Below are 20,097 nucleotides of genomic sequence, written 5' to 3'. Positions count from 1 at the left end.
GTTACCCAAACAGCAGATGCGCCACTGTGAAAATCGCCAATCCGGCCAATGCACCCACCACTGTTCCGTTGATGCGGATGTACTGGAGGTCTTTGCCCACCTGGAGCTCAATCTTCTGGGACGTTTCCTCGGCATCCCAGCGGGCTACGGTGTCTGAGATGACCCCGGCGATGTCAGAACGGTACGTATTCACCAGATAGCCTGCAGCATCACCGATCCAGGTGTTGACCTTGCCGGCCAGTTCTTCGTCGTTGACCAGGCGAGTGCCGAAGTCCCGGACGGCGCTCTTGAAACGCTGGCTCAGTTCGCTGTCGGGATCGTCGACGGCGTTCAGCAGCGCAGTCTTCACCGTTCCCCACGTGCGTGACGCCAGTTCGCGGACCTCGGGATCGCCGAGGATCTGGGCCTTGATGGATTCCGCGCGCTCGATCATCGCGGGGTCGTGCTGCAAGTCCTGGGCCAGATCAGTCAGGTAGGCGTCGATCGACTGCCGCACCTGGTGGTTCTGGTCCGCCTGTACTGCGCGGACAAACTTGGACAGTTCCACGTAGACGCGGTCACCCACCAGGCCATCAACGAATGTCGGTACCCACAGGGGCGAGCGATCCGAAACGAGCCTGTTTACCGTTGTATGGTTGGCGTCCACCCAGTCGGCTGCCCGGTCAACCAACAGGTCAACCAAGGTGTGGTGGTGGCCGTCGGCGAAGATCCGTTCGGCCATCCTGCCCACCGGTGGCCCCCAGGGCGGCGTGAGGAGGTGCTTGCGGACCATGCCCTCGATTACTGCCTGGACGTCGTCGTCGTTCAGTACTGTGAAGGCGCCTCTAATCACGGCCCCGCCTTCCTTGGCCACGCGCTCGGCACCTCCTGGCCCGGATAACCAGCGCCCGGCCTTGCGGGCAATATCAATGCTTGCCAGCTTGTCCTGGACAACCTCTTGGGACAGGAAGTTGCTCTCGACGAAGTCGCTGAGTGATTCCCCGATCTGGTCCTTGCGACGCGGAATGATGGCCGTGTGCGGGATCTTCAGGCCCATGGGGTACTTGAACAGCGCAGTGACAGCGAACCAGTCTGCCAGCGCCCCCACCATGCCGCCTTCGGCTGCAGTCCGGACATATTCGAGCCACGGGTACTGCTTCTGGAACGCGAACGCCACGGTAAAGATCACTGCCATCGCGATCAGCAGCGCCAATGCCAACCGTTTCATCCGGAGCAACGCGGCCGCTTTTTCCATATCTCCCGCGGAGGGAGCGACGACGGCGGATGCCCCTCGTGCGGGTGAGGCGCCGGCGGTGGGAGCGGGGTTGGTGACGTCTTCGGTTGGGATTTGTTCAGAGTTCACCTGCATTAGCCCAGCGTAGCCCCCGAGCGTCAGGCAGGGTGGGCTAACGTGTCTGCATGACTAGCGACGACTTCGCCCCGAGCCGGCCCAAGGTCTACGCCCACCGCGGCGCCAGTGCTGCCTTCGCCGAGCACACCCGGGCTGCCTATCTGAAGGCCCTCGCCGATGGTGCCGACGGTGTTGAATGCGATGTTCACCTGACCCGGGACCAGCATGTGGTGCTGCTGCACGATGCGAACCTGGACCGGACTTCCACGGGCACGGGCCCGGTTGGTGAGCACACTCTCGAGGAGCTCCGGGCTTTGGACTTCTCGTCGTGGAAGGGCGCCCGCATACCGGATGCCTACGGGGGAGTAGCTGACCAGTTCCTTACCTTGCCGGAGTTGCTGGATATCCTCCGTGCAGCCGGGCGCGACATTGGGTTGGCCATTGAGCTCAAGCACCCCAGCCCCTACGGCCTGAAACTGGAGGATCGTGTTCTTGCCTTGCTGGAAGAGGAGGGCTGGACGCCTGAGGAATCCCGGCTGGAGAACATTCGGATCTCCTTCATGAGCTTTGACACCGACTCCGTTCAGCGTTTGCTGCAGACCGTTCCCAAGGAGTACATCTGCCAATTGGTGGACGACTTCACCGTGAAAGAGATCCGACAGGAGCTCGGCCTCGGGTTCCTAACTGGCGGCGCAGTAGCGAACGTTATGCGGGCAACTCAGCTCGAGGCCGAACGCGTCCTGGATGCAGGCGAAGTAGCTATCGCCGGCCCGGGCATCGATTACGTGAGGGAGCACGCGCGGAACGTTCAGCGCTGGTTGGAGTCAGGCCGCATCTTCCGGGTGTGGACCGTTGACTCGGAGAAGGACGTGGCCCTGTGCCAAGGACTCGGCATCCACGAAATCACCACCAACAGGCCGGCCCAGGTGCTCGCGCAGTTGATGGTACCCAATTAGGTCGCAGCAAAGCGCGTTTTGAGCCGTCAAAAGGTGCTCTGCTGCGACTCAGTTGGGTCTCGCTTTGGGGGTCACCGCGCTTGTGATTGAGTGGTCTCATGCCTTTTCGCTGGTCAGCACAAGCAACCCGAACCACCTCAGCATTAGCTTTGAGCGCACTGCTCCTGGCCAGCGCCGCCAAGCACTTCCGTACTCCCAGGTTCTATTACCCGGTGGTTCCGGATTACCTGTGCCGCAAGGATGAGCCGGGAAGCCGTCCAAACGGCCCTTTGGCAGTTATGTCCCGCGAGGAATGGATTGCGTCGTCCGGCCTGCTTGAGGTGACTGCCGCCGTCGGACTCTTGATCCCTGCCACCCGCGAGGTTGCCGCGGACGCCACCACAGCGATGTTTACTGCATTCCTTGCAGGGCATATAGATGCGCTCCGACGCGCGTATGGTCCCAAGGGTACGGCCGTCGAGCGCCGCATCCACACGGTTCGGCTGCCCCTGCAGATTCCGCTCATCCTGTGGTCCTGGAGCCTGCGGAAATGAGCGCCGGTACTGCCCCTATGAAACTCAGGGAGTCGCCGGCATTCAAGGTTGCACTGTCCCTCAGTATTGCCACCGGACTGTATGGCGTGTCATTCGGTGCTTTGGCTGTGGCGTCAGGGTTCGATTTCTGGCAGACGATGGTGCTGAGCTTGCTGCTGTTCAGCGGAGGTTCGCAGTTTGCCTTCATCGGTGTCGTTGCCGGCGGCGGCTCGGGGGTCGCAGCCATGACGGCCAGTGCGTTGCTGGGTTTGCGCAATGGGATCTACGGCATGCAGATCAATGCCATGCTTCGCCCCGGTGGGTGGAAACGTTACGCTTCCGCGCATGTAACCATCGATGAATCAACGGCGACGGCGTCAGGCCAGTCTGATCCCGACGAGCAACGCCGCGGGTTCTGGACTGCCGGCATAGGAATATTCATCCTATGGAATATCTTCACGGCCATTGGTGCCTTGGCTGGTGACGCCATGGGTGATCCCAAACAGTGGGGCCTGGATGGTGCTGCAGTTGCGGCGTTCCTGGCGCTGCTGTGGCCGAGGCTGAAAGGCCGGGAACCCTGGGCAATCGCCGCAGCCTGTGCGCTGGCTACCATCCTGGCCGTGCCGTTCGTTCCCTCCGGAGTCCCCATCCTCGTGGCGGCAGTAGTGGCGGGCGTCATCGGTTGGTTCAGCCACGCACGCATGGATGAAGGACTGGAACCGGACGTGGATCCGTATGCCGAGAAGCACCAGCGTGAACACGGAGGCAAGAAATGAACCTCTGGCTTTGGATCCTCATTGCCTGTGCGCTGGCGTATTTGACCAAGCTGGTGGGCTACTTCGTCCCGGCCAAACTGCTGGAAAACCCGCGCATCATGCACATCGCCGGCACCATGACCATTGGGCTGCTGGCATCCTTGACGGTTGTTAATGCTGTGGCTTCAGGGCAAGGCCTGGTCCTCGATGCGCGCATCGGCGCCTTGGTTGCCGCCGCCGTCGCGCTTTGGCTCCGCGCGCCGTTCCTCGTCGTAGTGATTTCAGGCGCAGCAGCCGCAGCATTGCTGCGGCTGCTGGGTTGGGGCTAGACGGCCTCGGTGAACGTCACGCCCGGGATGCCCGACTGATCGGGGAGCGGCCGCGAGGGGCGTTCGGTCCGGATGGCATCCTCAATCAATGCCACGGGACGCTTCCAGGCTTCGGATCCAGGTTCCATGGTGTCCACTGCGCCGATCAGCATTGCCAGCAGCCTGACCATGTCCTCGATGGTTATATCGCGGCGCAGCGTGCCTTGGCTTTGCCCGCGCTTGAGCAGGAACTCCATGGATCCGATGAGGCCGCCCGTGATGCCCATGAGGAGGCCGCGTCGGCCTGCGACCGCGTCGAGGAGGTTCGCGTCATCGCTGGCGACCTTCATCACGGCGTCGATGACGTTGATGAGACCTTCGGCGGCGTCCATGCCGTCAGCCGCGGCGGCGGCAACCGGGTCCACATGGAGGCGTAGCTGGCGCGACAGTGCCGCAAGCACCAACTGTTCTTTGTCCGAGAAGTTGCGGAACAGCGTTGCGGGGCCAACTCCAGCGGTGGCGGCGATGGTCTGAAGGGGTACGTCGGGGCCGTGTTCCCGGAAGCACTGCCTGGCGGCGGTGATGATTTTGTCCACATTACGTGCGGCGTCTGCCCTGAGGGGCTTGCGTTCAGAGGGCTGTTCCATGCTTGTCAGGGTAGCAATGGAGGCCTCCCGGCCCCTTGTTACGCGGGAGTAGGTTGTTTTGTGACAAACCGGCACGTGAAACACTGGATTTCATGTTGCTTGCATTTTCAGTCGCCCCTTCGGGCCAGCCTGCTTCCGCCGCCAACGGCGGACCCACCCCCGACGCCTCCGTGCACGACGCCGTCGCTGCGGCGGTCAAGATCGTCCGCGAGTCCGGTTTGCCCAACCAGACGGATTCAATGTTCACCACTATCGAGGGCGAGTGGGATGAGGTTTTCGACGTCGTGAAGCGCGCCACTGAGGCTGTTGGCCGTTACGGCAGCCGCGTCTCGCTGGTAATCAAGGCTGACATCCGGCCCGGATTCAGTGGAGAGCTGACCGGCAAGGTGGAGCGCTTGGAAGAAGCCATTTCCGCCACGGACTAGATCCTTTCCCCAAGCTGCGGTGAGTGCCAGACTGGGGGCCATGATTGAACACGGAACCGAGCCTGGTTGGGTCGACGTCGAGCATTACCTGACTGACGTCGTCGTGCGTCCTGATCCGGCCCATAAGCGCGCCGTGACTTCTGCCGCTGAGGCAGGGATGCCTGCCATTGAAGTAGCACCCAACGCCGGCAAGCTGCTGCGCATGCTGGTTCAAATGTCGGGGGCCAGGCGGGTCCTCGAAATTGGAACCCTTGCGGGTTTCAGCAGCATGTGGATGGCTCAGGGACTGCCCGACGACGGCAGGATAGTCACGTGCGAATTCCTCCAAAAGCACGCCGACGTGGCGCGCGCCAATTTGGATGCCGCCGGAGTGGGACACAAGGTGGACATTCGCGTTGGTGCTGCGTTGGACACCCTGCCAACCTTGGCCGGCCAGGAATCGTTCGACTTCGTGTTCATCGACGCCGACAAGGAAAATGACGCCAACTATCTCGACTGGGCCATCCGTCTAGGTCATCCGGGAACGGTGATCGTGGTGGATAACGTGATTTGGGATGGGGCCATCCTGGAGCCCGAGCGGGACGAGGTCAACGCACCAGGCATTGTGGCCATGCTGGAAAGAATGGGTCAGGATCCGCGACTCGATGCCACCGCCATCCAAACTGTGGGCAGCAAGGGTTGGGACGGTTTTGCGATAGCGCGGGTGCGGTAAGTGGATTTCACGATTCGGCCGGCAACGGTGGATGACGCCGAGACCATGGCGCTCATGCATGTTCAGTCGTGGAGGGAGAGCTACGCGCATTTGCTGCCTCCGGAGTTCTTCGAGAAACAGGAAGCGAGGTTGCCCGACCGCATCGAACGGTACCGGGCCTTCATCGCTGCAGGCCACACCCGGATGCTGGCCCACGATCCGGATGGCCAACTGGTTGGCCTCGGCGCAGCTGGTCCCGGACAGGACGAGGACGGTCCCTACGAACGGGAGCTCTACATGCTCTACACCTTGGAACGCATCCATGGCCGGGGTGTTGGGCAGGCGTTGGTGGAGGCGCTGATCGGCGATGGACCGGCGTACTTGTGGGTGCTGGACGACAATCCCCGTGCCCAGGCTTTCTATCGTCGCAACGGTTTTGTGCCGGACGGCAAACGTCAGCTCTGCGACCCATCCTGGTACTCGTTGCCCGAACACCGGATGGTGCGCCCCGCAGCCGGGACTTAGCGGAATCCCAACGCTCGCGAGCTGTTCCCACAGCTGACTCATGTCGATATGGTGATCACGGGCGGTGTCGGTGACGACCCGTCCGGTTGGAATCAGGCGTCGATAACCGGAGCCTGTGTACGCCATTCGATTCTCGGGAGGAAGCATGACCATTCCAGAGCAGGATCCAAGCGAGCAGGAAGGCCCGGCAGACGGCGGCGCGGCCGGCGTCCCGGGAACGCACGACGGCGGTGCTGACGGTGGTGCCGACGGCGGCGCTGATGGTGGTGCCGAAGGCCCGGCGGACGGTGGCGCGGCCGGCGTCCCGGGAACGCACGACGGTGGTGCCGACGGCGGTGCTGATGGTGGTGCCGAAGGCCCGGCAGACGGCGGCGCGGCCGGCGTCCCGGGAACGCACGACGGTGGTGCCGACGGCGGTGCTGATGGTGGTGCCGAAGGCCCGGCGGACGGTGGCGCGGCTGGCGTCCCGGGAACGCACGACGGCGGTGCTGACGGTGGTGCCGACGGCGGCGCTGATGGTGGTGCCGAAGGCCCGGCGGACGGTGGAGCGGACGGCGTCCCGGGTACCCACGACGGCGGTGCAGATGGCGGCGCCGACGGCGGCGCCGGACAACAAGGCAGCTAAGTTTGAGCTCTACCAGTACTGATTTCCAGGACCCCGGCGCTGTGAAGGAGGCCGGGGTCTTGGAAAGACGCCTGATCGACATCGGTCAGGAGAGGTTCGCCAGCGAGGTCTGGGGGCGCACCGCGTTACTCACGCGTGGTGTCAGCGATTTCTCTGATTTGTTCTCGGCCAACGCGGTTGACGAGCTGATTTCGCGCCGGGGTCTGCGGACACCCTTCCTGCGCGTTGCCAAGGGTGGCTCCACTCTTCCCGAGTCCTCCTACACTTCTCCGGCAGGCGTTGGTGCCACCATCTCCGACCAGCTGGACGACACAGCGCTTTGGCGCAAGTTCGGCGACGGAGCCACCCTCGTGCTGCAGGCGTTGCATCGCACGTGGGAGCCTGTGTCGAGCTTCAGCACAAAGCTAAGCACCGAGCTCGGACATCCTGTGCAGGCCAACGCATACGTCACCCCGCCTCAGAACCGTGGTTTCGACGATCACTACGATGTCCACGACGTCTTCGTCCTGCAGATCGAGGGGACCAAGCGTTGGATCATCCATGAGCCGGTCCACGTGGACCCACTGCGTAGCCAGCCGTGGACGGATCGCCGCTCCGCCGTCGAAGAAGCCGCTCAGGGTGAGCCTTATATTGACACCGTCTTGGAGCCCGGCGACGTCCTCTACCTGCCGCGCGGTTGGCTGCACGCCGCACAGGCGCAGGGGAAGGTCTCGATCCATCTCACCCTGGGGATACACAGCTGGACCCGCCATGCGCTGGCCGAACACCTGGCGCAGGCCGCTCTTGCGGCCCTATGCGACGATCCCGGGATGCGACGGTCCTTGCCAATGGGCGTCGATGGTCCTGAAGGGGAGATCACCGCGATTCGCAAACATCTCGCCGCCGCTGTCATGGAGGCTGATACCACTTCCCTTTTCCAACGCGCACGGCGGGGACAGGGACGCCCGGCCCCGCTTGGCCCGGTGGCCCAGCTCGCGGCCGTCGAGAACCTTGGCCCGGAATCGCGGGTGCGGCTTCGGGAAGCACTTGAAGCCCGGTTTGAGGGCTCACGTTTGACTACCCGCGTCGGCTGGCTCGACTTCCCGGAGGTGGATCTGCCGTCCGTGCGGCGCCTGCTGGACGGCGAGGCTCACCGCGCGGCTGATCTCGGCGTTGAACTTGTGGAGAGGCTGTTACGCGCAGGAGTTCTCGTCCCCATTGAACAGTGATGTCGGCGTGAACAGTGACACCAGATGGTGACATCCCCAGCTGCCGCAACGGGCCGTTTCTTCTGCGCGGAACGTGCCCGGCTGCGTGGCGACTCGATGGCAGGCACGGCGTCACCGGGCCGGGTTTGGGTTCTCATAGAGTATCCGGGCGCCTGGCCGCCCAACGGTTTCGAGGGCCTTGATCTTGAAGCTACGACCAAGGCCCTGGTCAGCTCCGCCGCGCGGACTGCGAATGCACGGATCCTCCTTGTGCGGCGTCCTGGCCCCCGGCGGCTCGGTGCTCGTCAGCGCCATGGTCCGGGCAGCTGGGCCGTACTCCGCCATCAAAGCTCTGGCGCCTATCAACAGCTATGGGGAACATGGAACCGCGACGAGGACCTTGCAGGGATCGTTTCAGCTCTGGCATCTCCCGGGGATCCCGGCCTTCCGCCGGTCATCCTGGTCTGCGCTCATGGGCAGCATGACGCCTGCTGCGCAGTGCGGGGCCGGCCTGTGGGGCGTGCGCTCAGTGAGCGATGGCCGGAATTGGTGTGGGAATGCTCCCACATTGGCGGTGACAGGTTCGCGGCCAACGCCGTCGTCGTCCCCGACGGTGTGTACTACGGAGGGCTCGACGCCGGGACCTCCGTCGCCACTGTTGAGGGTCACCTCACCGACCGCATCGGAGCAGAGCACTTGCGCGGTTACACGGACCTCCTCCCGCCGCAGCAGGCTGCCGTCGCGGCCGTGATTGAACGTTTCGGCCCTGCCGGGCGGCATGATTATCTGGTCACGGAGACGCTGCGCGAGGGCGACCACTGGCGCATCCACATCACTGGCAAGCCGCCCCAACCGGCGCATATCGATGTGGAATTGCACGCCCGTCGCACGCCACTACGTCAACTCACCTGCCGGGCGCCTATGGAGGGCTCGGTGATAGTTTACGAACCCACTTCCATCCGCAGAACCTGACATTTGCGGACCGTGGCACGGGTTACCAGGCTTTAGCGGGGCTCTGGATCTTCAGGCTGATCCATATCCAGCGGTGAACCCTCCAGTGGTGAATCGAGGAGGCTCGGTGGCTTAGGGACGCGAGCGAGTATCAGGCAGACCACCGTCAGCCATGCGACTGCGACCGTCAAAACCTCCGCCCACACCGATGCTCCGAGTTCCATGTAGAGATCATATGGCTCCTGAAGGCAAAACGGTAAGTAGCCTTACTTTCAATGTGGACGTTCGGAGTAATGTGGCGCTCCACTAGGCTTGGAGCATGACTCATGCAGGGCTGAAGTAGTGGCGAAACGCGGCAAGGCAAACAGGTCCCAGAGGTCGACGACGGGAGTCGTCGAAGTGCCTTCGGGCACCCGTCCTGACGGTCCGGTCGCGGGGGTCTACTACATCGATACCGGCGACTGCGAGCTGCTGCAGGACCAGGACAACTCCAATGGCTGGCTTCTCAGAATCAACGGCGTCATGAGCTCGCACATTGACCTGGCTGACCCGCTGTTCCTGGATTTCGAGTACATGCGCTGGATCGCTGCCCTGGTTGAATCGCGCTGGCCGCGCGAGCAGAAGCCCAAGCTACGTGGCCTTCATCTTGGTGGGGGAGCGTGCTCCATGGCCCGCTACTTCCACGCGGCCTACCCTGAAGCGCGGCAGGTAGTTGTTGAACTCGACGGCAAGCTGGCTGACTACGTGCGCGGCTGGTTCGATCTACCCAAGGCGCCCTTCCTCCGGATCCGCGTGGGTGAAGCCCGGCAAGTTACTGAATCCCTTACTCCGGACAGTCGGGATCTCATCATTCGCGACGTCTTCGCCGGAGCTTTCACGCCCCGCGCCCTGACCACCCGGGAGTTCACAGCGCACGCGGACTCGGTTCTCGCACCCGACGGACTGTATGTGGTGAACTCGGGCGATGCCCCGGACCTCAAGAACGCCCGGGCTGACGCTGCCACCATCGCGGACACTTTCGAGCACACTATGATCATTGCCGATCCGGCCATGCTGAAGGGGCGCCGCTACGGCAACATGATCATGGCGGGCAGCCATGCGCCGTTCGGCGATGACCCCACGTTGGCCCGCAAGCTCCTGGGCGGAGGCGTCCCCGCGCACATTTGGGATGACGCAAAAGTGCGCGCATTCGCCAGGGGAATCCCGGTGCGGCACGACCCGGCGGCCGAGCCATTGGTTGAAGCCTCAGTTCCGGCTGAGTGAACTGTTCCAGGCTTCCCACAGGTGTGCGTAGCGGCCGCCGCCGGACAGCAGTTCCTGGTGCGAACCCGACTCGACAATCCGCCCCTGCTCCATGACCACCACGGTGTCCGCCGACGCTGCCTGGGACAATCGGTGCGCGATCACCACGGACGTCCGGCCCGCCAACGCGGCTTCGGCAGCCTGATCGAGCATAGTGGCAGACCCGGTTCCCGCTTCTGCAGTGGCTTCGTCGAGCACTGCAATGGGCGGGTCCTTGAGCATCAGCCGAGCCAAGGCCAGCTGTTGCGCCTGCTCAGGTGTGAGCTGATGCCCGCCTGCGCCTACGGAAGTCTCCAAGCCGTCGTCGAGCGTTTCAACCCAAGCAGCCCCGACAGCCTGCAGGGCACGTGTGAGTTCCGCGGGGGAAGCGTCCGGTTTGGCAAGCTTGAGGTCCTCGGCCAGCGTTCCGGAGAAGACGTGAACCTCCTGGCTGACCATGGCAATGCGCTGATGCAGGTCCGCCGGGGCAGCGGCGGCTGAGTCCAGCCCGCCCACCCAGGCTGTCCCGCTGCGGGGGTGCTCCAAACCCATGATGATTTTGGCCAATGTGGTCTTGCCCGCACCGGAAGTGCCGACAATCGCCACCCGCTCGCCCGAGCCAACCGTGAGGGAAACTCCTTTGAGGGCTGGCCGCTGGCCCGGGTAAGCAAAGGTGACATCCTCCAGGACGATGCCGGCATCAGAGGCAGCTGGCGAGGCCGGGGCAGTGGTTTGCCCCGCGGACATCGTCAGGCCGAACATGCGCCCCAATCCGGCTGCGGCTTTCTGAAGCTCATCGAACTGCCCCAGAACCAGCCCGATCGGATCGAACAGCCGGTAGAAGTAAAGTGCGGCCGCCGTCGCCGCGCCGATGGTGACGGCGCCCTCGGCGTGGAGCCAGAATCCCACTACCAGAACCGCGGATAGTCCAATCAATTCCGCAAGGTTGAGGCGGTTGTAAAAACGGGTCAGGTAACCAACCCCGCGCAGCGAATGGCCGATGTTCTCGTGCGAGGCGGCTGCCACAAGAGCCGCATGGCGTGACCCGAGGCCCAAGGCCACAACAGACGGGGAGCCATGGACGGTCTCGATGATCTGCTCGGTTCGGTTGGCCTCTGTGATCCTGACCGTCCGGTAAATGGGTGCTGTTCGCTTGAGGAACCACCGAAGGGTGAAGATCTGCAGGGGTGCTGCGACGAGCACGGCCACCGCGAAGCGCCAGTCGATGACGCCCAAGCCCAGCAGGGTCACCCCAATGGTGAAAGCTGCGCTGGTGAACGCGGGCAGCACCCCGGAAATGGCCTCGCTGACAGCCTCGACATCGCCGGACACCCGGGCCACGACGTCGCCGACGCCCGCCTTTTCCAGTTGTGCCAGCGGCTTCCGAACGGCTGCCGCGAACACTTCCTCGCGCAGCCCGGCGAGCGCTTCCTCGCAGATACGGGCCAGGAGGTTCTGGCCCACGATGCCCAGCAGTGCGCCCAGGCCACCGGCCACCAGCAAGCCGATGGCCAGCCACAGCAGGGACAAGACGTCCCCTCCGGATGCTGCAATGTTGACCATGACGCCCAGAAGTGCCGGGGCTGCCAAGCCGCAACAGGATGCCGCCAGCAACACGAAGATGGTGAGGGTGAGCCTACCGGGGCGTTGCGCCAACAGGCGCCACATTGCTTTCCGGGTCTCGCGAGGGGTGGCTATAGGCAGGATTTCCGAGTTCACGAGCCCACCACTTCCCGGTAACCAGCCGACTTGGCGAGAAGTTCCCGGTGCGTACCGGTTTCCGGTGCCCCACCGGCTCCGCCCACCACCACCCGATCGCAGATGGCCAGCAGCGTGGGACTCGTGGTGACCAGCACCAAAGCTTTGTCCGGGAAGTTCCGCAGACCGTCCGCGATGACGGCTTCGGTGGCAGTGTCGACGGCGGTGGTGGGGTCATGCAGGACCAGCACGGGCTGTTGCTGGTGCAGCGAGCGGCCAAGAACCAGCCGCTGGCGCTGCCCACCGGACAGGCTCTGGCCATGCCCGGTCAGGACGGTCTCGGTGCCTTCCGGCAGTTGTGACACGAAATCCTCGACGGCGGCAGCCGCCATGGCGCGTTCCGTCAGTTCGGCGTCGGCTACTGCCACGTTGTCGCGGATACTGCCGCTAAAGAGGACCCCGTCATGGTTGTCGGCGAAGACCCTTGAACGGGCGTGGTGGGGGTCGAGGTCTGCGGCATCGTGGCCGTCGATGGACACTACGCCGCGGGGAGAGGGTGTGCGAAAGCCCAAAGTGTCTACCAACTGCCGCGCTTGTGTGCTGTCCGGAAGGACGACCCCCACAATTTCGCCGGCGGACGCCGTGAAAGGCGGGAAAGCAGTGTGCGTAGTGCTCGGCAAGAGCTCCAGCAGCGGAGCTGGTCCGCCCGGTGGGTTTGCCGGCGAGACTGAGCCGATTGCCGTCGTCGAACGTTCCGCTGCTTCGGGTGCGGGCACCGCTTCGGGTTCTTCCAGCAACACTGCTATGCGTGCGGCGGAGGCGCGTTTGCCGGCGAGTTCGACGCTCACGAAACCGAGCCCGGTCATGGGTCCCTGAACAAACTGCGCCACTCCAACAACGGCCACCAACTGCCCCACCGTGATGCTGCCTTGGAGCGCAAACCATGCTGCAAAAAAGGCGATACCGGCCAGGAACGCTGCGGACAGTGCTGTGCTCGCGCCCGTGTAAGCGGACTTGGCGCGGATGGCCTTCAGGGCGGACGTCAGCGACGCCCGGCTTTCGGCACGATAGCGCGCGATGGCAGCGTCCTCTGCGCCTAGCCCTTTCAATGGGCGGGAGCCGGTTATGAAATCCGTGGCCAAGGCGCCCGCGCGAGCTGCTGTGGACTGCTCCACGTCGCTGCGGTTTTCGAGCGGTTTGGTGAGCCGGTGCATCACCAGCAGCATCACCGGTGTTGCAAGGAGAACGGCAAGCCCCAGAAGTACTGAGATGAGCAGGAGGGTGACGGCCGATGTGATCACACCGGCGGCCGCAGCAAGGCCACCGCTGATCAGCCAGGACAGCCCGGCAACCCTGTCGGCGTCGGAAGAAGCTATGGCTACGATTTCGCCCGGTGCCCGTCGGGCGGCCATGCCGCGGGGATGAAGTGTCCGCTCCACCACCAGTTGGCGGAGATCATGCGAGCCGTAGTTAAAGGAGCGCTCCGTGGCCAGGGTGCCGAAGCGCCACGAGAGAGCCAGCACAACGAACACCACAGCCAAGGCACCTAGCCACCCCAGGAGGGCGCCGGCGTCGTTCGGTTTAACGGCGTTGTCCACCGCGGCGCCGATGGTAGCCGGCACCAAAGCCTCGCTGACCTGATGCAGGGAGAGTCCGGCGCAGCCCGCCAACAGCAGCTTCCAGCGGCCGTTGGCGAACAAGGTGAAGCTGAAGAGCCGGGAGGCCGAACTGGAGGGCATGCTTACCATAGTAAGGCTCGCCTTACTTCAAGATGGCCACATTACCCGCCCACCTCCCGCCGAGATGGCAGCTGATGCCCATGTTTTCGCGGAACATCGGCATTAAGTGCCACCTCGGCGCGGTCTGCCACCTCGGCGCGCTACTCAGCGCCGAGCAGCTCCTCCCGCCGCTGCTCCGTCTCCTCCCGCAAAGCCTGCACGACGGCGGCTACCGCAGGGCGGCGCATCGAGTCCGGGCGGAGGACCATCCAATAGGGGAGCAGCTCGGCGAAGTCCGACGGCAGCAGCCGCACCAGGTCAGCGTGCCGATCGGCCATGAAGCACGGCAGGAAGCCCACGCCGGCGCCGGCCCGGGTAGCTTCCACATGCACGAAAACGTTGGTGGAACTCAGGCCGTCACGCATGGTCGGGACAAGCCTGCGGGGAGCGTCCAGGTCATCCACTTGCAGCATGGAGTCAACAAAATAGACCAGTTGGTGCTGCGTGAGTTCCTCAATGCTGGAAGGCGTTCCGTTGTCTGCCAGGTAAGCGCGCGAGGCATACATCCCCAGCCGGTACTCGCCCAGTTGGATCGCCTCGGCCCGGTGAACCTGCGGCGTCCCCACCACCACTTCGATGTCCAGCCCCGAGCGCTGTTGCAACGCCCTTCGCGTCACGGTCACGATCTCAACGCTGAGTCCGGGATGTTCGCGTCGCAAGCGGGCCACTGCTGGTGCGGCGATATAAGCGCTGAAGCCATCAGTCGCGGTCATGCGTACGACGCCGGTGATGGGGTCTGGGGCACGGTCGCTCGGTCCCAGCGCGCTCACCGCAGCTTCAATCCGCTCAGCGACAAGTACGGCTTCGGCACCCAGCTCGGTCACTTCCCAACCACCGGCCGCACGCGCGAGGACCCTGCCGCCCAGCGCCTTCTCCAGCGCCGCTATCCTGCGCGAAACCGTGGTGTGGTTGAGCCCCAAGGCTTGGGCCGCCGTCGTGAATTTTCCTGAACGTGAGACGGCGAGGAAGATGAGGAGGTCGTCGGGGTTCGGATTCATATCTGCAATTCTGCACACATAGGGTGCCACTTTGGTCATTGAGCGCGGGAGAATCTGCAGCAATACTCAGTGGAGCATTTCGTGTTGTGGATCACATCACGTTCAAAAGGGTCAAAGAGGACACTGAGGAGATGGATATGAGCGTAGAGCAGCGCTCCGCATCAAAAGCAGGGAAAGGCGCCGGCGAAGGTTCCGGACTCAAGAAGATCGTCGCGGCGTCGATGGTGGGCACCGTGGTGGAGTGGTATGAGTTCTTCCTGTACGCCACGGCCGCCACGTTGGTTTTCGGCAAGTACTTCTTCCCGAGCACAGGCAATGAACTGGACGGCATCATCCAGGCGTTCATTACCTACGCGGTTGGCTTCGTGGCCCGTCCGCTCGGCGGCATCGTGTTCGGCCAGATCGGCGACAAGCTGGGACGCAAGCCCACCCTGCAGCTGACCATCGTGATCGTGGGTGTTTCCACCTTCCTGATGGGCTGCCTCCCGGGCTTCGTGGAGATCGGCTACTGGGCACCGGCCATGCTGGTGGCGCTCCGCTTCATCCAGGGCTTCGCGCTCGGCGGTGAATGGGGAGGTGCTGTGCTGCTGGTAGCTGAGCACAGCCCCAACAAATCCCGCGGTTTCTGGTCATCGTGGCCGCAAGCAGCAGTGCCGGTAGGTAACCTCCTGGCCACCGCCGTCCTGTTCACCATGTCCACAGTGCTCAGCAGCGAAGCCTTCCTCGGCTGGGGCTGGCGCGTAGCGTTCTGGCTGTCCGCAGTGATCGTGTTCGTCGGCTACTACATCCGCACCCACGTCACCGAAGCCCCCATCTTCCTCGAAGCCAAGGCGCAGGTGGAAGAGTCCAAAGCCATTAGCTACGGCGTCGGCGAAGTCATCCGCAAGTACCCCAAGGGGATCCTCCAGGCCATGGGCCTCCGCTTCGCGGAGAACATCATGTACTACCTCGTGGTGAGCTTCGCGATCGTGTACCTCAAGAGCGTCCACAAGTACGACACCTCATCGCTCCTCCTGGCACTCCTGATAGCCCACGTCATTCACTTCCTGGTCATCCCGCAGGTCGGGCGTCTGGTGGACTCGTGGGGACGCAAGCCCGTGTATCTGGTGGGCGCGATCACCGGCGCAACCTGGCCGTTCTTCGCCTTCCCCATGTTCGACACCAGGAACGCAGTGATCATCGTCCTCGCCGTGACCATCGGCCTGTGCTTGCACGCGTTCATGTACGCTGGCCAGCCGGCCATCATGTCCGAGCTCTTCCCCACCCGGATGCGCTACTCCGGTGTTTCGCTCGGCTCGCAGGTCACGTCGATTTTCGCGGGCTCGCTCGCGCCGTTGCTGGCCACACAATGGCTCAAGGACACTGGCTCCTGGGTTCCCACAGCGATCTACCTCGTGGTTGCTTGCGCCGTCACCGTCGTCGCAGTTGTTTCGCTGAAGGAGACCAAGGGCATCGCCCTGCAGGAAGTGGACCAGGCCGACGCCATCCGTCACGGACTGGCCACTGCATCTACGTCGAAAGGCTAGCTCCATGGACAACTCCCTGAACGGACGCAAGGCACTGGTTACCGGCGGGGCGAGCGGAATCGGGGCAGCCTGCGCGCGGGCGCTCGCCGCCCGCGGGGCGAAAGTAGTAGTGGCCGACGTCGATGCCTCCGGAGCTGCGGCCCTCGCCGACGAGTTGGGCGGCACAGCCTGGACGGTGGATCTCCTGGACGTCGACGCCCTGGCCGCCCTCAGCCTCGACTGCGACATCCTGGTCAACAACGCCGGCATCCAGAAAGTTGCCCCGATCGAGGAGTTCGAACCTGCGGAGTTCCGGCGGATCCTGGCCCTGATGCTGGAGGCACCGTTCCTCCTCATCAGGGCCGCCCTCCCGCACATGTACGCCAACGGATTCGGCCGGATTATCAACATCTCGTCCGTCCATGGCTTGCGCGCCTCCGCCTACAAAAGCGCTTACGTTTCGGCGAAGCATGGGCTCGAAGGGCTGAGCAAGGTCACCGCCTTGGAGGGTGGAGAGCATGGCGTCACGTCCAATTGCATCAACCCTGGTTACGTGCGGACGCCCTTGGTGGAGAAGCAGATCGCCGATCAGGCCCGGCTCCACGGCATCCCCGAAGCCGAGGTCCTGGCCAAGGTGATGCTCACGGAGTCTGCTGTGAAACGGCTCGTGGAGGTGGAGGAAGTCGCGTCGCTGGCAGCGTGGATGGCCTCCGACGACGCCGGCATGGTCACCGGCGCGAGCTACACCATGGACGGTGGCTGGTCCGCGCGATAGTTCCACCCCGCCCCCCGCCCCGCGAGCTGACAGTTAATGCCAATGTTCTGCGTGAACATTGGCATTAACTGTAGTTTCGGCGCGGAGATCCGGGCTAACTTTGGCCGCCGATGATTGCCTCGGCATTATCGAAGGCCCAGGTCACCAAAGGTATAAGCAGTGCCGTCAGCTCGCGGCCGCGTTCAGTCAGGCTGTAGTCCACGCGCGGCGGGATGACGGGTTGTGCGTCGCGGCGTACCAACCCGTCCCGTTCGAGCGTTTTCAGGGTTTGGGCCAGCATTTTTTCGCTGACGCCCTCAGCGCGTCGTCGCAATTCGCTCCATCGCTGATCGCCTTCGGAAAGCGAAAGCAGGATCAGCACTCCCCATTTGCTGGTGATGTGGTCCAGTACTGTTCGGCTGGGGCAGCCTGCAGGGAAGACGCCGTCGGCGACGGTGGACGGGAGGGTACTTACTTTCATGTCAGTACCTTACCTTAAAGTGCGTACTCTCTTTCGGGAAGTTATCTGCGGAAGCGTTGGTTGTGATCGGTGACCGACCCATTAACTTCCTTGAAAGGAACCCGTCATGAGCATCGTCATTACCGGAGCAACAGGCCAGCTGGGCCGTCACGTCATAGAGGCCCTCCTTGAACGCAATGTGCCCGCTGACAGCATTGTCGCCACCGGGCGCTCCATCGAAAAGCTGTCCAATTTCGTTGCTCGCGGCGTTCGCGCCGTTGCAATGGACTACGACGACGTTGCGTCGGTCGCCCAGGCGCTTAAGGGTGCCACCAAGGTCCTTCTCATTTCGGGAAGCGCCGTCGGCCAGCGGGTAGATCAGCACCGCGCGGTTATCGAGGCGGCAAAGGCCGAGGGTGTCGAGCTTCTCGCCTACACCAGCATTGCCAACGCAGACACCACCCGCATGAAGCTGGCCACAGAGCACCAGGCCACGGAATCCATCCTCAAAGAATCCGGCGTCCCCTTCGCACTCCTTCGCAACAGTTGGTACATCGAGAACTACACCGACCAGTTGCCGGGAACGCTGGCGCAGGGAACGCTTGCGGGCAGTGCCGGAAACGGCAAGGTTAGCGGTGCCTCCCGCGCAGACTATGCGCAAGCTGCGGCCGCAGTTCTGGTTGCGGAGCACCAGGCCGGCAAGATCTACGAGTTGGGCGGGGACGAGGCATTTACCTTGGACGAGCTGGCCGCCGAAATTAGCGCCGCATCAGGCAAGTCCATCGAATACCGCGACCTTCCGGCAGACCAATACGCCGATCTCCTGACTGGCGCAGGGGTACCGGAAGTTTTCGCGCAGATCCTGGCCGATACCGATCTGGGGATTGGCCGCGGCGACCTTTTGGTGACCACCGGTGATCTCAGGAAACTAATCGGGCGCCCGGCAACTGCCTTGTCCGAGGCCGTGCGCTCCGCTGCTGCTGCCATCTGAGCCGAGCCTCCTCACGAGCTGACAGTTAATGCCAATGTTCGGCGTGAACATTGGCATTAACTGTAGTTTCGGCGCGGGAAATCAGGCTGTCTCGTCCACCAGCTCTGCCCGGCGCAGACCACCACCGCGAACCCACAGCTTGTAGGCCACGAAGAGCAGCACGAGCCAGGTGCCGCCAACGTACAACGCAACCCGAGTGTCCTCGAAGACGCCGAGGATCACGATCACCATTGCCATGAACGCCATGGTCAGGATGGATGCGACCGGCCACAGCGGAGAACCGAATTCCGACGCCGGCAGGCCCTTGCGCTTGATCTCCCGTTTCATGGCGACGTGCGAAGCAAGAATCATCACCCAGACCCACACGGTGGCGAAGGTAGCGATGGAGGCGATGAGCACGAACACGTCCTCCGGAATGACCGCATTCAGCACGACGCCCACCAGCAGGATGCCGCCCATCATTACCACGGTCATCCATGGAACGCCGTGTCGGGAGATCTTGCTGAAGCTCTTGGGTGCGTGTCCCTGCTGGGCCAGGCCGAAGAGGATGCGTCCGGCCCCGAAAATGTCGCTGTTGATCGCCGAGAGAGCGGCTGTGATGACCACGGCGTTGAGAATGTGAGGTGCGGCAGGAATGCCCAGGCCATCGAAGATCTGCACGAACGGACTGCCGCTGCTTCCGATTTCGTTCCACGGGAAGATGCTCATCAGCACGCCCAGAGTCAGTACGTAGAACAACAAAACGCGGACGGGCACAGTATTAACTGCCTGCGGGATGACCTTCTTGGGGTTTGTGGCTTCGCCCGCCGTGATACCGATCGTTTCGATCCCGCCAAAGGCAAACATCACGACGGCGAACGCGGCCAGGAGCCCCTCGAAACCGTTCGGGAACAAACCACCGTGATTCACAAGGTTCCCAAGTCCCGGTGCCACGTCACCGCCGTCGCCCGTTTGGAAGCCGAACACGACGATCGCTGCGCCGCCCACGATCATGGCGATGATCGCCACCACCTTGATGAGCGAGAACCAGAACTCCAGTTCGCCAAACACTTTCACGCTGAGCAGGTTCATGGCGCCCAGGAACAGGATGATCGCGAGCACCCAGATCCATCTGTCCACCTGTGGGAACCAGAAGCCCATATAGATACTGAAGGCGGTGACGTCGGCTATGGCTACGATCGCCATCTCGAACACGTACGTCCACCCGGTCACGAACCCGGCGAACGGGCCCAGATATTTGCTTGCGTACTGGCCGAACGAGCCGGAAACGGGGTGTCGGACAGCCATCTCACCGAGGGCGCGCATCACCATGAACACGGCCGCACCGCCGATGATGTAGGCCAGCAGGACGGCAGGACCGGCTTTCTGGATGGCGGAGGCGGAGCCGTAGAAGAGGCCGGTGCCGATCGCAGAGCCGAGCGCCATGAAGCGTATGTGACGGACGTTGAGGCCTCGGCTGAGCGCCGTACCTGCGGCTTGGAGGACAGAGCTCTCCGCAGCCAGCTTGGTTTGTTGCATAGTAAAACCTTCTCGTCTTTGGGAGGGGATCGCTATCCAGCAGATCACTTTTGGGCGCCTTGTGATCGGACTCACGAGGCTTTGGTGTCTTTGATCGCAGACAGTGGGCCAACGGCACCACTCGCCGGGAGCATGGTTCGGGGAGTGTCCGGTATTCCGGACGCTGTTGACCGGTCCGTGCTGGTGATTGGCCTGCGAAGGG

General features: G+C 63.3%; 22 protein-coding genes. 14 read left to right on the top strand and 8 right to left on the bottom strand.

What is annotated here, in order from left to right:
* Position 1: 1 nt before the first annotated feature.
* Complete coding sequence (locus ACZ881_RS06385) at positions 2 to 1,348, bottom strand: DUF445 domain-containing protein (RefSeq protein ID WP_476113395.1); 1,347 nt, start codon at positions 1,346 to 1,348, stop codon at positions 2 to 4.
* 50 nt (positions 1,349 to 1,398) lie between these two features.
* Between ACZ881_RS06385 and ACZ881_RS06380 the strand changes: the two genes are divergently transcribed.
* From ACZ881_RS06380 to ACZ881_RS06365, 4 genes are all read left to right on the top strand, one after another.
* Positions 1,399 to 2,286: a glycerophosphodiester phosphodiesterase gene (locus ACZ881_RS06380; RefSeq protein WP_474660019.1), complete on the top strand. Its 888-nt coding sequence runs from the start codon at positions 1,399 to 1,401 to the stop codon at positions 2,284 to 2,286.
* 98 nt (positions 2,287 to 2,384) lie between these two features.
* Positions 2,385 to 2,819 carry a DoxX family protein gene (locus tag ACZ881_RS06375; protein ID WP_476113392.1) on the top strand — a complete coding sequence of 145 codons (435 nt, stop codon included), beginning with the start codon at positions 2,385 to 2,387 and terminating at the stop codon, positions 2,817 to 2,819.
* Positions 2,816 to 3,574 (top strand): AzlC family ABC transporter permease, encoded by a 759-nt coding sequence (locus tag ACZ881_RS06370; protein ID WP_091464795.1) that lies wholly within the window; start codon positions 2,816 to 2,818, stop codon positions 3,572 to 3,574. Before ACZ881_RS06375 ends, ACZ881_RS06370 begins: the two co-directional genes overlap by 4 nt.
* Entirely contained in the window at positions 3,571 to 3,882 is a 312-nt protein-coding gene (locus tag ACZ881_RS06365) for an AzlD domain-containing protein (RefSeq protein WP_091464797.1), read from the top strand. The genes ACZ881_RS06370 and ACZ881_RS06365 overlap by 4 nt, the downstream gene beginning before the upstream one ends.
* Here ACZ881_RS06365 and ACZ881_RS06360 read toward each other — a convergent pair.
* A complete protein-coding gene (locus ACZ881_RS06360) occupies positions 3,879 to 4,508 on the bottom strand; it encodes a TetR/AcrR family transcriptional regulator (RefSeq protein WP_091464799.1) in 630 nt (209 codons plus the stop codon). The genes ACZ881_RS06365 and ACZ881_RS06360 overlap by 4 nt on opposite strands.
* 92 nt (positions 4,509 to 4,600) lie before the next feature.
* Here ACZ881_RS06360 and ACZ881_RS06355 point away from each other — a divergent pair, with 92 nt between their 5' ends.
* From ACZ881_RS06355 to ACZ881_RS06330, 6 genes are all read left to right on the top strand, one after another.
* Positions 4,601 to 4,933 carry a thiamine-binding protein gene (locus ACZ881_RS06355; RefSeq protein ID WP_178992977.1) on the top strand — a complete coding sequence of 111 codons (333 nt, stop codon included), beginning with the start codon at positions 4,601 to 4,603 and terminating at the stop codon, positions 4,931 to 4,933.
* A gap of 40 nt (positions 4,934 to 4,973) precedes the next feature.
* Entirely contained in the window at positions 4,974 to 5,645 is a 672-nt protein-coding gene (locus tag ACZ881_RS06350; protein WP_091464802.1) for an O-methyltransferase, read from the top strand.
* Complete coding sequence (locus ACZ881_RS06345) at positions 5,646 to 6,149, top strand: N-acetyltransferase family protein (protein ID WP_476113387.1); 504 nt, start codon at positions 5,646 to 5,648, stop codon at positions 6,147 to 6,149.
* A 145-nt stretch (positions 6,150 to 6,294) separates the two neighbouring features.
* Complete coding sequence (locus ACZ881_RS06340) at positions 6,295 to 6,774, top strand: hypothetical protein (RefSeq protein ID WP_476113385.1); 480 nt, start codon at positions 6,295 to 6,297, stop codon at positions 6,772 to 6,774.
* Between the two features lie 2 nt (positions 6,775 to 6,776).
* Entirely contained in the window at positions 6,777 to 7,982 is a 1,206-nt protein-coding gene (locus ACZ881_RS06335; RefSeq protein WP_476113383.1) for a cupin domain-containing protein, read from the top strand.
* Between the two features lie 96 nt (positions 7,983 to 8,078).
* Positions 8,079 to 8,933 carry a sucrase ferredoxin gene (locus tag ACZ881_RS06330; RefSeq protein WP_476113887.1) on the top strand — a complete coding sequence of 285 codons (855 nt, stop codon included), beginning with the start codon at positions 8,079 to 8,081 and terminating at the stop codon, positions 8,931 to 8,933.
* 32 nt (positions 8,934 to 8,965) lie between these two features.
* On the opposite strand, the gene ACZ881_RS06325 is transcribed toward ACZ881_RS06330, so the two are convergent.
* Positions 8,966 to 9,136 (bottom strand): hypothetical protein, encoded by a 171-nt coding sequence (locus ACZ881_RS06325; RefSeq protein WP_166660204.1) that lies wholly within the window; start codon positions 9,134 to 9,136, stop codon positions 8,966 to 8,968.
* Between the two features lie 118 nt (positions 9,137 to 9,254).
* On the opposite strand from ACZ881_RS06325, the gene ACZ881_RS06320 reads away from it, so the two are divergent.
* A complete protein-coding gene (locus ACZ881_RS06320) occupies positions 9,255 to 10,175 on the top strand; it encodes a spermidine synthase (protein ID WP_091464808.1) in 921 nt (306 codons plus the stop codon).
* On the opposite strand, the gene ACZ881_RS06315 is transcribed toward ACZ881_RS06320, so the two are convergent.
* The 3 genes from ACZ881_RS06315 to ACZ881_RS06305 all read right to left on the bottom strand — a co-directional run bounded on the left by ACZ881_RS06315 (position 10,158) and on the right by ACZ881_RS06305 (position 14,667).
* Positions 10,158 to 11,912, bottom strand: a complete 1,755-nt coding sequence (locus ACZ881_RS06315) for an ABC transporter ATP-binding protein (protein WP_476113380.1) — start codon at positions 11,910 to 11,912, stop codon at positions 10,158 to 10,160. The genes ACZ881_RS06320 and ACZ881_RS06315 overlap by 18 nt on opposite strands.
* Entirely contained in the window at positions 11,909 to 13,630 is a 1,722-nt protein-coding gene (locus tag ACZ881_RS06310) for an ABC transporter ATP-binding protein (protein ID WP_476113377.1), read from the bottom strand. The genes ACZ881_RS06315 and ACZ881_RS06310 overlap by 4 nt, the downstream gene beginning before the upstream one ends.
* A gap of 140 nt (positions 13,631 to 13,770) precedes the next feature.
* Complete coding sequence (locus ACZ881_RS06305; RefSeq protein ID WP_179017598.1) at positions 13,771 to 14,667, bottom strand: LysR family transcriptional regulator; 897 nt, start codon at positions 14,665 to 14,667, stop codon at positions 13,771 to 13,773.
* A 137-nt stretch (positions 14,668 to 14,804) separates the two neighbouring features.
* Here ACZ881_RS06305 and ACZ881_RS06300 point away from each other — a divergent pair, with 137 nt between their 5' ends.
* Positions 14,805 to 16,193, top strand: coding sequence for an MFS transporter (locus ACZ881_RS06300; RefSeq protein WP_091467451.1), 1,389 nt, complete (start codon positions 14,805 to 14,807; stop codon positions 16,191 to 16,193).
* A gap of 4 nt (positions 16,194 to 16,197) precedes the next feature.
* Positions 16,198 to 16,947, top strand: coding sequence for a 3-hydroxybutyrate dehydrogenase (locus ACZ881_RS06295; protein ID WP_091464813.1), 750 nt, complete (start codon positions 16,198 to 16,200; stop codon positions 16,945 to 16,947).
* 94 nt (positions 16,948 to 17,041) lie between these two features.
* Here ACZ881_RS06295 and ACZ881_RS06290 read toward each other — a convergent pair whose 3' ends face one another.
* Positions 17,042 to 17,407, bottom strand: a complete 366-nt coding sequence (locus ACZ881_RS06290) for a winged helix-turn-helix transcriptional regulator (protein WP_476113373.1) — start codon at positions 17,405 to 17,407, stop codon at positions 17,042 to 17,044.
* Between the two features lie 106 nt (positions 17,408 to 17,513).
* On the opposite strand from ACZ881_RS06290, the gene ACZ881_RS06285 reads away from it, so the two are divergent.
* Positions 17,514 to 18,377, top strand: coding sequence for an SDR family oxidoreductase (locus ACZ881_RS06285; RefSeq protein WP_476113370.1), 864 nt, complete (start codon positions 17,514 to 17,516; stop codon positions 18,375 to 18,377).
* A gap of 81 nt (positions 18,378 to 18,458) precedes the next feature.
* On the opposite strand, the gene ACZ881_RS06280 is transcribed toward ACZ881_RS06285, so the two are convergent.
* Positions 18,459 to 19,895, bottom strand: coding sequence for an amino acid permease (locus ACZ881_RS06280; RefSeq protein WP_476113368.1), 1,437 nt, complete (start codon positions 19,893 to 19,895; stop codon positions 18,459 to 18,461).
* Positions 19,896 to 20,097: the final 202 nt, after the last annotated feature.

The organism is Paenarthrobacter sp. TE3676, from assembly GCF_056279165.1.
Note: the sequence above shows the minus strand (reverse complement) of the source record. Positions and strands in the feature narration are given on the sequence as shown.